The organism is Soonwooa buanensis (assembly GCF_900167905.1).
Classification (GTDB): Bacteria; Bacteroidota; Bacteroidia; order Flavobacteriales; family Weeksellaceae; genus Soonwooa; species Soonwooa buanensis.
Genome location: NZ_FUYZ01000010.1, coordinates 14036 through 27743 on the forward strand (window position 1 = coordinate 14036; position 13708 = coordinate 27743).

A 13708-nucleotide genomic window follows, 5' to 3' on the forward strand; every position below is an offset into this window, starting at 1 on the left:
AATTACACCACCAACAATACTACTTCTTTTAATTTTTCAGCAGATTTTGAGTAAATAAAAACATCGAAATCCATTTGTAATTTTTCTTCAAAATCAGATTTCATTTGTTGGAAGGTTATGGTTTTCGGGGTCTGTTTTAAATCTTTAATGAACTGAATAAACCATTCTCCAATTTCCTTTTCTACTCTGATTTCTACCGCTTCATTTTTGGTATGAATCGAAAGCATCGTATTTTCGTACGAAACGCCTTTCTTCATTTTCGTTGAAGTTTTAAGATTTGGAATTCCGCCAAGCCAAACGATTTTTTGGTTCGGTTTATGTCCAGAAAAAGTTTCGTTATTGAGAACATCTTCGATATAAAATTTCGGAACCGTTGTTCTTGGAACTTTAAAATCAAACCATTCTTGTAGCGATAAATCAAATCCAACACCGTGCATATAATTGAACAAAGATTTCTTCAAACCATACGAAAACTGCTGATGATCCATTCCTGATTTTTCTTCGTGAATCATATCGTTATTCGCAAAAGCTCCAACTTCTACGCTGTGATTGATGACGTTGTATTTTTCAGGGTTCAAACCAACTGGACTGTGAGCGGTCATCGCAAATTGATGCCAAAATCCAGATTGCAAAATTCCGATTTCAAAAAGTTGACGAACCATTTCCAAGCTATCAATCGTCTCTTGCGTGGTTTGTGTCGGAAAACCGTACATCAAATACGCGTGAATCATAATTCCAGCTTCGGTGAAATTTCGGTTGACAATCGCCACTTGATCCACAGTTACACCTTTGTCAATCAATTTTAATAATCTGTCCGAAGCCACTTCTAAACCGCCTGAAACAGCGATGCAACCAGAAGCTTTCAATAATCGGCATAAATCGTAGGTGAAACTCTTTTCAAATCTAATATTCGTCCACCAAGTAACACTTAATTTACGTTTCAAAATCTCCAAAGCAACTTCTCGCATCAAAGCTGGTGGCGCAGCTTCGTCAACAAAATGAAAACCTGTATTTTGAGTGGATTCAATCAATTCTTCCATTCTATCAACGATTTGTTTCGCAGCAATTGGTTCGTAAACCTTGATGTAATCGAGAGAAATATCACAAAAGGTACATTTTCCCCAATAGCAACCGTGCGCCATCGTCAATTTATTCCAACGACCATCGCTCCAAAGTCGGTGCATCGGATTCACCACTTCTATAACAGAAATGTATTGATTGAGTTTTAAATCCGAATAATCGGGCGTTCCAACTTCCGAAAATTTATAATCGCGAATTTTTGGATTATTGATGTAAACAACTTCATCATTTTTAAGAACAAAAGTTCGTTTTAAGTCCGAAACTTCAACTTCGTTATTGACGTATTTTAAAACTTGTTCCGTCGGAGCTTCGCCATCATCCAAAAGGATAAAATCGAAAAACTCAAACACTCGAATATCGCTCAACGAACGTAATTCCGTATTCGGGAAACCTCCGCCCATGCTGATTTTTACGTTCGGATAATTTTGCTTGATATATTGTGCACATCGAAAAGCCGAATACAAATTCCCTGGAAAAGGCACCGAAAATCCGACCATTTTTGGATTGGTTTTCTGAATTAAATCTTCCAATTCCGAAAGTGTAATTTGGTCAATGTACGTCGGTTCTTTTTGAAGTTCAGCATACATTTCATCAAAAGAATTGGCGGAACGTCCCAATCTTTCGGCGTATCGACTAAAACCGAAGTTTTCGTCCACGGCTTCAATGATTAAATCTGATAAATCTTCCAAATACAAAGTCGCCAAATGTTTGGCTTTGTCCTGAAAAGACATTGCTCCAAAAGCCCATTCCAAATCATCTAACTGTGAAAAACGCGACGCTTCGGGCAAATAACCATCTTGAACAATAGAATCTGCCAAAGTGGAATTTTTTCCTTGTAGAAACCGAATGACAGCATCAATGCTCGAAATATAATCGTCTTTCAGCATCAACATTCGTTGTGCGTTTTCACTTAATTCAACATCTTGAAATTCAATATAATTGAATAAATCGGTCAAACCTTTTTTGGAAAATAATTTCAGAATAACATCCAAACCCAAATCCGCCTGAAACACTTTGTAGGAAAGCGTATTCAAGAAACCTTTTAGATAAACCGTGCCCGGATAAGGCGTGTTCAATTGTGTAAAAGGCGGCGTAATAAGGACTAAATCGGTTTGCAATGTGAAATATTTGCTGCAAAAATACGGAGGATTTTATGGAAATCAAATTCTAGGAAATAGACAACAAGAAATCATCTATTGATCAAGCATTTCGTAATAAACCTGTAACTGTTTTGCACGGACTTTTACCACGTTTAGCTTTTCACCAGCTGCAATAACGCTGTACAATGTTCCTTGCTTCACGTTATAATAATATCCATCTATTAAAGAAAATTCTGCATCTCTAAATTTCAACCAAGCTTTTTGAGCCGATGTAAATTGGATTTCCTGGGCGTTTGGAAGTCTTTTTAAAGTCAATTGATAATATTTGTTCAAATCTTTATCATAAGATTCTTGAGCTTTAAATGTGCATTCGCGTTGTCCGGCAGTTGAGTAATTCTTTTCTAGACATTTTTCCAATTCAGTTTCAATATTATTTTCTTGAGCATTCATGGATTGATATGTAAATAAAATAAAGAATGTAGCATAGGCGAAGATGTATTTTTTCATTTGAGTAATTAAGATTTAGAGATTACCCCGTAACAACGAGACTAATAAACATATTTTTCTTCGGATAATTCCAAATTTAATCAAACTTAACCCATTCTTTTTCAAAATAAACATCATGTTTTTTATTTAAACTATCAGTTAAGATTGCATGGACAAAATCCTTTGTTTTATTTTTATATTTTAAACTAAATTTATTACTATTATGAGGCATTTCGTAATAGGAGCCAAACCTACACTTTGAAGGATTATTTTCAACTTCGTCTGTGAAAACGGAAAATAGAATTAATTTTTCAGATTTTATGTTAGGTTTTGCATAACCAAAAATACGATGATCATGTTGGATATTGGATGTTAAATACATCGTACTGTCTTTTCTTGAAAGTGAAACTCCAAATGTATTACGTTCATCATCATTCAGTTCTTCGGGTTCAACAATTGGAGGAATAGGTTTTGGTAAGATATCTACTAAAGTATCTTCAACTTTTTGAATCCTAATGCTATCATTTTTAGTTTTACTTTCGGTTAAATTTTGTTTTTCTTTTTTACAAGAAAATAAAACGACAATAGAGAAAATTGAAATGTATCTAAGCTTCATTTTTAGAATTTAAAATTAATATAAAAACGTTTGATAATCAGGTGTATCTAACGACCAACTCGAAAAAGGATAAACGGATTTGGAATCATCATCATTATAATTCTCAATCAAAGTTTTAAGATTGTTTTCTGTGATTTGATTTTTAGAAACATTGGCAAAATAAAATGCCGCCGAACCAAAATCTTTATAATTTCTAAACAATATCAATGACTTCTTCAGCTTATTAGAATGATACAAAACAAAATTTTCACTTTCTTCAACCAAGACAAAAGTATCTTTATATTGATGTTTCTTTTCGATACAACCATCTTCTTGCTCGGTAATTTTCAGCGTTTTTGGAAATTTAAAAGGATTTGTTAATTTCATTTTAAAACTGACATCATTCGAAAAACAATCGGGCGCACCACAATCTGGGCCATGTAAATTAAAAGTAATATTTCCAACAATTTCATCATTCTTGACATTAACCGCATTTCGGATGTATAATTCTTGTAGAAAACTTTCTTTTAAAATTTTGTTGGGTTTAGATTTTAAAACGATAGTTCGCAACGAATCTTGATTTTGTGCAATTGCCATATTTGCAATGAATATTGTCAATAGTAATAGTAAAATATTTGACTTCGATTTTGTCATTATTTGTGTGGTTTTGTCTTTCTAAAAATAAGAAAATTCGGCTTTTGATGAAAGTTAATTATGACCTCAAAACTTATTTTCATTGAAATATTTTCTAAAAAAAATTCAATAGATTGCAATAAATATGAAATTTCAATTTTACTAATGCACAGAAAGAAAGAAGAAAACGAGAACATCACCGCCGATTACACGATTAATGGAATCGATTATAAAACCGAATTGCAATTGGGCATTGGATTAGGTGTCATCATTATTTGTGTGTTTATTGCTATTGCAGTCACGCCGTTTTTGATGAGTAACGTTGCGAGGTTTTCTCTTGTAGGACTTGCTGGAACTATTGTGGCAGGGAGTTTTTTGTATTTAAAGTTTATAATGAATTTTATTAAAAATAAAGTTTGGACAATCAAAATATTAGATGATAGACTTTATTTTAATTATGGACAAAAAGAAACGATTATTCCGTTGTCAGATATATTAAAGATCAAGAATGTTGGTAATTCTAATGTCTTTCGATATTTAAGTTTTTATACCAAAAATTCTGTGGTGAAAATTAGAGTAGGGAATGGCGGATTTACACCTTTTTCGAAAGAGGAAGATGTTAGCAAACTTGACCAATTTTTTGAAGAACTTTTACCGTACATCAATAAGAATTTTAATAAAAAAGAAGCCTTCGTAAAACCAAATCAATTCAGTTTTAAAAATATGGGTGTTTACGTCCATAAAAGTGAAAAAATCCATTACAATATTATTGAAAGGATGGGAGTAACTTATTACATTGTTGGACTTTTTATTTGTGCAGGTTTATTTTTATCGATCGTTTTTTCCTCTGTCGAAATCCTTCAGTCTTATTCTCGTTATGATAAATTTCCGTCAGAACTGACGTTTATTAACTTCTTTTTCATTATGATCAGCCTTCTTATAATATATTCGATTGCTGTATATTTAAAAATTTCAAAGCATAAAAAAGACTGACTAAGATAAGACAGTCTTTAATTTTTAAATGTTTTATTTTGAAACCTAATTCTATTTTTTAATCCAAAGGTTTCCTACCTGAAATAATGTTAAAAAGAACAACAATAACTGCTATAACTAACAAAATATGTACAAGATAGCCTGTACTTAAACCAGGAACAACTCCAATCATCCCTAGCAACCAAACAATAATACAAATTACTGCAACGGTCCATAATATACTTCTCATAATAAAAGTTTTAAAGGATTAATATATGAATTGACTTGCATAAATTGTGCCTTAATTTTATTTTCATTAAACTAAAATCACAGATAAGTTTAATTTACTATTGAAATTTTCGATATAATTATATTTTATTATAGATTTTATAAAACTAAGTAATGTTAATTTCTGGATTTCAGAATATTCTTCTTCTTATTATTTTTTAGCGTTTCACTTTTATTAAATCTGAATCACAAGTCTGAATACCAAATTATTATTTAACATCAAATAAAAGTGAAGTTACTAAGAACAAAAAATTGCAAATTTTCACTATTCAGCGATAACAAAATACCGATGAAATCTAGAAATAGGAGAGGAGGTCTATTAGTATAAATAGAATTTAGCTTAGGCCTAAAGTCATAATAGTTGATATTAAAGAAAAATATGTCATCATAATTAAAGATTTGAAAATAAAAAAAGGATTCAAAACATTTCGGTTGTTGAATGCAATTAAATTGCTATTTTAGGGACTTTATTTCAAAAGAAAAGAATTTGGAAACACAACAACAATCGGGCGAATCTAAAACCGAATTAAAAAGAGGTCTCAAAAATCGTCATATTCAGCTAATTGCGTTAGGAGGAGCAATCGGTACAGGTCTATTTTTAGGGATTGGTCCAGCTGCCGTTTTGGCGGGTCCATCAGTAATTTTGGGTTATGCTTTTGCAGGACTTATCGCTTTTTTTATCATGCGTCAGCTTGGTGAGATGGTCGTTCAGGAGCCTGTTTCAGGAAGTTTTAGCCATTTTGCGTATAAATATTGGGGCTCATTTGCTGGTTTTGCCTCTGGGTGGAATTATTGGTTGTTGTATATTCTTGTTAGTATGGCAGAGCTAACAGCAATTGGCGTTTATGTCCAGTTTTGGTGGCCCGAAATTCCATTATGGATGTCGAGTTTATTTTTCTTTTTTGTCATTAATGCTTTGAATCTTGCTTCGGTGAAAGTCTATGGTGAAGCCGAATTTTGGTTTTCCATTGTTAAAGTTGTTGCAATTATTGCGATGATTATTTTCGGAAGTTATTTGTTGATTAGCGGAACTGGCGGTGATCAAGCAACCATTTCTAACCTTTGGAATAATGGTGGTTTCTTCCCAAAAGGATGGATTGACACTGACGGAAAAGGTGGTTTTGTAGGGCTTTTGGCTGCAATGGCTTTGATTATGTTTTCATTCGGTGGACTAGAGTTGGTTGGTATTACGGCGGCAGAAGCAGAAAATCCAGAGAAAAATATTCCTAGAGCAACCAATCAAGTTATTTATAGAATCTTAATTTTCTATGTCGGTGCTTTGATTATCTTGTTTTCGTTGTCACCTTGGGAAAAAATTACAGCAGGAAGTAGCCCGTTTGTTATGGTATTTGAAAGGTTAAATGGATTTCAATTTGATATATTTGGTACGACAATTCAGTTTACAAAATTAATTGCTAATATTCTTAATATCATTGTTTTAACTGCAGCATTGTCAGTTTACAACAGTAGTGTTTATAGTAATAGTAGAATGTTATTTGGTCTTGCCGAACAAGGTAATGCTCCTCGATTTTTGTCTAAATTAAATAAAAATCACGTTCCTGTAATGGCAATTTTGGTGTCAGCTGCGTTTGCTGCAATTTGTATCGTCATTAATAAAATAATACCAGAACAAGCTTTAGAAATCCTAATGTCATTGGTGGTTTCTTGTCTTGTAATCAATTGGATAATGATTAGTTATACACATATTAAATTCAAACAAGCTTATAAAAATACAAAAACCTTGTTCCCATCTTTTGCTTATCCTTTAACTAATTATATCTGTCTTATTTTCCTATTCGGAATTTTGGTGATTATGTGGTTTACAGGACTAAAAATTTCGGTAGAACTTATTCCGATTTGGTTAGCATTCTTATTTTTATGTTATCTAGGTGTTAAGAAGAACAATGCCAAAAAACTTTCAAAATAAATAAATTTAAAAGTCTCATTTTTGAGGCTTTTTTTATTGAAAATACTTCTGCGATTGCTTTTCATTAAAAAGGTTAAATTGATTCTTGTCAGTTTTTGGAAATTTGTTTTGGTATGTTAATTGCGTCTTAGGTTATAGCAAAAAATAAAAAAATGAAAAGTACATTAACTGGCGGAATGCTATTAGGATTGAGTTTATTATCAAGTTTAGCATTTGCACAAACGACACAAAAAGTTGATATTACACCTTTCCCAAAAGCAGAAAAAGGTATGAAACAAGTGGTTATCGAAGTGCCACATTCTAACAATGACGCAAACAAAAAGATCGAAATATTTGTTGGTAAATCTATGCAAACAGATGGTTGTAACAGAATTTGGTTGTCTGGACAGTTTTCTAAATCAGAGTTGAAAGGTTGGGGTTACGATTATTTAACCTTTAAGACTGATGGATCAACACCTTCGACCAATATGGCTTGTCCAAATGCAGCGCCTAAGAATGAGTTTGTAAAATCACAAGGATACTTCACAGACTATAATGGACGAATGCCTATCGTGTTATACATCCCTGATGGTTACGAAGCGAAATTTAGAATTTATAAAGCCGAAAAGGATCTTTATAGCGCACAAGAAATTATGTCAAAATCGAAATAAGATTTAGATATTTAACATTAAAAAAGAGGCTGCCAAACTATGACAGCCTCTTTTTATGATTATCCTTTTCTATTAGAACTCTAGATATTTTTCTTTCTTTTTCAGAAAAGCTTATGCCACAGTTCTTCTCAGGTTTTTCAATAAAATTAGTCTCTTTTAGATTAATTTTTGATAATCTTAGCTTGATTTATTCTTCCATAATTATCAACTGCACTTACGAAGTAAGTACCAGCCTTTAGATTTCTAACATCAATTTTATTATCTAAAACTTCTTTTTCGATAACTACTCTTCCAGATGCCTCAAAAACTTTAGCTGATTTAATCTTAATATTCTGATCAGTTACGAAGCTAAGAACGTCTTTTACAGGATTTGGAGTAATTACAAATGTTTTTTGTAGATTAATATTACTCGTTGCAAGTGCGTTATCCTTTAAAAAATAAATTTTAGACTCTGTGTTATACGCTATACAACCTTGTCCACAATTAGCTACTGATAGAATTTGCTCAGATTGTGAAATTGGAAAATCATCAATCGGTAAGAAAGTATCAATATTAAATCTTTTTATACCAGCATTGTAGCTATAATAATTATTAGCATATGTAATAATTCTATTGGTATAATCTATTGTAAAGCTTCCTTTCACATTACTAAAAGTACCTAACAATGTGCTGTTTTTATAGTCGAACACTTGACCATTGTCAAAGATAACTTTACCTTCAAAAATCACAAAATCACCTGGATACGATGTTAATGTAACATTCTGATTAATATCTGTTGCACCGTTTGCAGTCACCTTAATTCTTCTAAGTTTGGAGTCAGATGTACCTGTGCTTATTCCTAGAATATATTCTGGCGATTCGAATGCAATGATATCAGCAGAATCATAAGTGAAATTTTCTGGATTAAAACTAGTTGTAGGACGCATTACCCCTTCATCATAGATAGCGACTCCCTTAAACGACGCTGACGTATTAAACTGTTTTTTACTAACTGCAATTGTGTTAGGACTTCCTGGCATTACTTTAATGTCTCCTGCATATAAAGGACCATAGCTAACCGAAGTACCCATCGAAAACGGCGCAGCAAAAGTTTGGCTCGCTACATCATATTTTCTAACGGAATTAGTTCCTCGAAATCCAACATAGATAAATGCACTATTATCAGAAATAGCCATAACGGTCGGTTCGCTACCTGCAAAAACTGTTTTATCAACACTTATTGTTTTTGGTGAAATAACAGCAAGACTGTTTCCATTACTACCATTGGTACTCGGCACTGTTGCAAACATTTTATCACTAACTTTATCATAAAGGATTTTGTTAGTTTTAATGGCAATAGAACCATTTACTGTTAATTGAGCAGTAGACATTTGAGCAACTAAGCACACAAATGCAATTGTAAAATTTTTCGTCATATATGTTTTAATATTATCCTTTTGCGTTACGTTCTACACGTTTTCTTTCTTCTTCAGAAAGGATTTTCTTTCTCATACGGATGAAGTTAGGCGTTACCTCGATCGCTTCATCAGCTTGGATGTATTCCATACATTCTTCAAGAGAAAGTAAGATTTTTGGAGCTACACCAGTATCTTTATCTTTACCAGAAGCTCTCATGTTGTTCAATTGTTTAGCTTCAACAATATTTACAACCAAATCACCTGGTTTGTTTTGTTCACCGATAATCATACCTGCGTAGATTTCCTCTCCTGGATCAACAAAGAATTTACCTCTATCTTGTAATTTCGCGATAGAATATTCAGTTGCAGGACCTTGCGTTTTAGAAACCAAAACACCATTATTTCTTCCAGGAATAGCACCTTTGAAAGGCTTATATTCTGTAAATCTGTGTGCCATAATTGCTTCACCAGCCGTCGCAGTCAACATCTGAGAACGTAATCCAATCAATCCTCTTGATGGAATTTCAAATTCTAAGTGTTGCATTTCACCTTTTGTTTCCATGATGTGAAGATCACCTTTTCTTTGTGTTGCTAAGTCGATAACTCTAGAAGCAACTTCTTCTGGAACGTCAACTACTAAAGATTCATAAGGCTCGCATTGTACACCATCAATCTCTTTAAGGATAACTTGTGGTTGACCAATTGTCATTTCGTAACCTTCTCTTCTCATTGTTTCGATAAGAACAGATAAGTGAAGAATACCTCTACCGAAAACTAAGAATGTGTTAGCATCGTCAGTCTGTTGAACTCTAAGTGCTAAGTTTTTTTCTAATTCTTTTGTTAAACGTTCTTTAAGGTGGTTAGATGTAACATATTTTCCATCTTTTCCGAAGAAAGGCGAGTTGTTAATTGAGAACGTCATGTTAAGCGTTGGCTCATCGATAGACGTTCTTGGAAGTGGTTCTGGATTTTCTAAATCAACAAATGAATCACCGATTTGGAAAGCGTCAAAACCTACTACTGCACAGATGTCTCCAGCCAATACTTCAGTTACTTTTTTCTTACCAAGACCTTCAAAAACATAAAGTTCTTTTACTTTACCTTTTACGATTTTGTCACCTTCTTGAGCAAGACCAATCCATTGACCTTCGCTAATGCTACCTCTAATAACTTTTCCGATCGCAATTCTTCCTAAGAAAGAAGAGTAATCTAAAGAAACGATTTGCATTTGAAGATTTCCTTCCACAACTTTTGGTTCAGGAACATATTGAAGAACACCATCCAAAATTGGTAAGATGCTATCTGTAGGTTCTAGACTTGTGTTAAACCAACCTTGCTTAGACGATCCGTAGAATGTTGGGAAGTCTAATTGCTCTTCTGTTGCATCTAGGTTAAAGAACAAATCAAATACTTGATCGTGTACTTCTTCTGGACGACAATTAGGCTTATCAACTTTATTGATAACTACGATAGGTTTAAGACCTAATTCTAAAGCTTTTTGCAAAACAAAACGCGTTTGCGGCATTGGACCTTCGAAAGCATCAACTAGCAAGATAACACCATCAGCCATTTTCAAAACACGCTCTACCTCTCCACCGAAATCGGCGTGACCAGGCGTATCGATAACATTGATTTTGGTGTCTTTGTATGTAACAGAAATGTTTTTAGATAAAATAGTAATACCTCTTTCTCTTTCAAGGTCGTTATTATCCATAATCAATTCTCCAGATTCTTGATTTTCTCTAAAGATATTGGTTGCGTGGATGATTTTATCAACCAAAGTAGTCTTACCGTGGTCAACGTGCGCGATAATCGCAATATTTCTAATGTTTTGCATAAAGGATTTTTACGGGTGCAAAATTACGGAATTTTCAGAAAAAAAAATTATAAGTGACGAAAATTTAACAAAAAAACAAAAAGTCCACTCTTGCGAATGGACTTTTAAAAAATTATAATTGCAAAAATTAATTATTCTACAATCAATTTATCAGTTTGGATAACATTACCATTTTCAGAGATATTAACTAAGTAAACACCTTTTGGCATGTTAGACGTTGATACAGCTTCAACACTATTTTTCTTTCTTTCAAAAGATTTGATAGTTTTTCCAGAAATATCGATTACTTCAACCTTTACAGAGCCTTGGCTAAGCGTTGGTCTTCCAGCAATAAAGAATTCTCCTTTAGCAGGATTTGGATAAACATTAAATGCTTTTGCTTTATTAGCTTCAGAAGTTGCCATTTTACATTTTTCAGGCACATTATAATCTTCAGTCTGATCAGCAACACTAGTATTAGAACCTGCATTTGCGTTAAGACCTAAACCTCTTTTAGCAAAAACATTCCAGATTAAACATTCGTCAGCACCACCAGTAGCAAGATCTGCTTGGATGATAGCATTTCTTCCTGATACGAAATCTGGAGAACATGGTTGTAACTTCAATCCATCTACTACTAACTGTACAACTTTCGCACTACCACTATTAGGATTTGCAACGATATCTGAGGCGTATCCATATTTTTCTGCTAACTTCCAATGCAAATCCCAAAGCATAGTTGCCCAAACTTGACCTACGTCATGTGGCGATTGTGCACCAGCAATACTGTTATAAGTCCAGTTGTTAACAGCAAAATCAGGAGAATATTTTTTCCCTCTAATCCCTAAACCTGTAGGTTGTTGACCAGCAGAATAAGTAGCTATACCTCTTGCAGTTGCAGCAGTATATTCTGGCTTGTTAGTCATCATCAAAGCAAAGAAATCTGACCAACCTTCACCCATCTGCTCACCATTATTAAGACATCCCATACTGTTACCAGTAAGACGGTTAGAGATACCATGTCCATATTCATGAACCATTACACCATTATCAAAACTAGAGTTTTTATAACCATTCCCCATATCCTTCAAATCTACATTAACTGTTTTTCCACTGTTAATTAGCGAAATGATATAATCTCCTTCGTCTTTACCAACCATAATTGAAGGAATAGTAATTGTTTGATCTGTACCATTCATGTCAATCGCAGAATTGGTATTTGTACGATGTATAATAGCTCCTTTAGCTCCTGCCGCCTGAGCATTTTTCACCTTTACAATATTTGAACACTCCCCACCACTTCCAGGAGAATAATTTAATAATGCTATTTTACCAGTCAATGAACCAGCTGTAATGGTACTACAACCGTTAGCTACGTTAGGAATAACAACATCTCCAGTTGTTGGTATAGAAAATAATAATTTCCCAAAAGTTGCAGCACCTGCCGCTACACCTGGTCTAGATACAGCTTCCTCTGGAGAATTGTAGAATAGTTTTTGTTTTAAACCTAATGTCCCTGATTTCCAAAGATACATTTGCATCCTAGGTGCAGCAACTGTTGATTCAGTTTCATAACCTGCATTAAAGTTTGCGTTGTTATAACCACTACCATCATAACCTTCTGCTCTTACAGCATCATTACCTCTACCTCCTTTATCGAAGTTATTTGTTTGGAAGTTCTTTGATGATTCTGTAAATCCAAATCGATAAAAAACATCATGCACCATATTATTAGCATAGAATAAATTGGTTATGGCAGAATGCTTGTTATCATACGCTGAGATTTCTGGTCCTTCAGCATAAGGGAAATCAAAGTTCAAACCTGATCCACCATCAGTTATATCTGTGTTAGGTGGTGTATTTGTACTTGCATTATCAAAATATGCCCATACGTTATTTCCTCTGGTATAAGTGTAGTTTGCAGATCCTGTATCGTGCCATCCTAACGGTGATGCTGCAACATCCCATGGATCTGTTAAAACTGATCTAGAGCCAAATGTTGGAGCCTCGATCGGAAAAGGGAAAACATTATACGAAGCACTTGCAACCGCAGTAGCCGCTTTATGTGCAGTATTTATTTGATTTTCAACAAAAGCTGGTAAAAAATGATTGTGCACATGCTCGCCATCTTCTGAAGCTGCGTAGGCATCATCATGGAAATTACATGAAATAACCATATTATGTTTTTCCAAAACCTCGTTATTCTCAAGATTAACCATTACTTGCCAAAATGCATTGTTTTTAGAATCATCTATAAAGAATAAACGTGCAGGCACTAACTTACCATCTTTTTGATAATAGTAAGCAAAATTAGCAACTTGATCAGCTTTTGGATTATCAACAGCAACACCATCAGCAATCAATTTGTAATTAGCTTCAGCAAGACCTAGATTACTAATAACAGAAGAAAATGCAGATGTTACAGAATTTGGTTTCGAATATTTTGAAACATTCTGAACAGTATCAAAATTATTATTAAATGACCACATTTTACCATCTTTAATAATAGCTTTTGCTAATGAATGATAAATAGGGACACCATTTACAGTTTGTTGCACATCCACAACATTTGCTTTCAAGCTAGCAGAATTATCCTCATTAAGGATTTTAAACTCTACCGCTTTTGACACTCCTTTAAAACTTGCATCATTTGAGATATGATCTCTAATAATCGTCTCCGTACTTTGTCCGTTCACCACAGTTAAGAAGAACAATGCTCCAACTCCGATTGAACGCTTTAATAAAGAATTTTTCATATTAAAAC

At 33.6% G+C, this 13708-nt stretch carries 11 protein-coding genes; 3 read left to right on the top strand and 8 right to left on the bottom strand.

Annotation, left to right across the window (positions count from 1 at the left end; genetic code table 11):
- Positions 1-2 precede the first annotated feature (2 nt).
- The 4 genes from B5X62_RS12475 to B5X62_RS12490 form a co-directional block, all read right to left on the bottom strand.
- Entirely contained in the window at positions 3-2198 is a 2196-nt protein-coding gene (locus tag B5X62_RS12475) for a B12-binding domain-containing radical SAM protein (RefSeq protein WP_079667770.1), read from the bottom strand.
- 75 nt (positions 2199-2273) lie between these two features.
- A complete protein-coding gene (locus B5X62_RS12480) occupies positions 2274-2687 on the bottom strand; it encodes a lysozyme inhibitor LprI family protein (protein ID WP_079667771.1) in 414 nt (137 codons plus the stop codon).
- Between the two features lie 76 nt (positions 2688-2763).
- Positions 2764-3282 carry a hypothetical protein gene (locus B5X62_RS12485; RefSeq protein WP_079667772.1) on the bottom strand — a complete coding sequence of 173 codons (519 nt, stop codon included), beginning with the start codon at positions 3280-3282 and terminating at the stop codon, positions 2764-2766.
- A gap of 15 nt (positions 3283-3297) precedes the next feature.
- A complete protein-coding gene (locus B5X62_RS12490; protein ID WP_144038382.1) occupies positions 3298-3858 on the bottom strand; it encodes a hypothetical protein in 561 nt (186 codons plus the stop codon).
- A 201-nt stretch (positions 3859-4059) separates the two neighbouring features.
- On the opposite strand from B5X62_RS12490, the gene B5X62_RS12495 reads away from it, so the two are divergent.
- The gene (locus B5X62_RS12495) at positions 4060-4887 is read left to right on the top strand and encodes a hypothetical protein (protein ID WP_144038383.1); all 828 of its coding nucleotides are present in this window, start codon (positions 4060-4062) and stop codon (positions 4885-4887) included.
- Positions 4888-4945: 58 nt separating this feature from the next.
- Here B5X62_RS12495 and B5X62_RS15485 read toward each other — a convergent pair whose 3' ends face one another.
- Positions 4946-5116, bottom strand: a complete 171-nt coding sequence (locus B5X62_RS15485) for a lmo0937 family membrane protein (RefSeq protein ID WP_144038384.1) — start codon at positions 5114-5116, stop codon at positions 4946-4948.
- Positions 5117-5641: 525 nt separating this feature from the next.
- Between B5X62_RS15485 and B5X62_RS12500 the strand changes: the two genes are divergently transcribed.
- Together B5X62_RS12500 and B5X62_RS12505 are read left to right on the top strand one after the other, a co-directional pair.
- A complete protein-coding gene (locus B5X62_RS12500; RefSeq protein ID WP_245797196.1) occupies positions 5642-7081 on the top strand; it encodes an amino acid permease in 1440 nt (479 codons plus the stop codon).
- Between the two features lie 152 nt (positions 7082-7233).
- The gene (locus B5X62_RS12505; protein ID WP_079667776.1) at positions 7234-7731 is read left to right on the top strand and encodes an ecotin family protein; all 498 of its coding nucleotides are present in this window, start codon (positions 7234-7236) and stop codon (positions 7729-7731) included.
- A gap of 161 nt (positions 7732-7892) precedes the next feature.
- Here B5X62_RS12505 and B5X62_RS12510 read toward each other — a convergent pair whose 3' ends face one another.
- The 3 genes from B5X62_RS12510 to B5X62_RS12520 form a co-directional block, all read right to left on the bottom strand.
- Positions 7893-9146, bottom strand: a complete 1254-nt coding sequence (locus B5X62_RS12510) for a T9SS type A sorting domain-containing protein (protein WP_079667777.1) — start codon at positions 9144-9146, stop codon at positions 7893-7895.
- Between the two features lie 13 nt (positions 9147-9159).
- Positions 9160-10965, bottom strand: a complete 1806-nt coding sequence (gene typA / locus B5X62_RS12515; protein WP_079667778.1) for a translational GTPase TypA — start codon at positions 10963-10965, stop codon at positions 9160-9162.
- 131 nt (positions 10966-11096) lie between these two features.
- On the bottom strand, positions 11097-13700 hold the full coding sequence (locus B5X62_RS12520) for a T9SS-dependent M36 family metallopeptidase (protein WP_079667779.1): 2604 nt from the start codon (positions 13698-13700) through the stop codon (positions 11097-11099).
- Between the last annotated feature and the right edge of the window lie 8 nt (positions 13701-13708).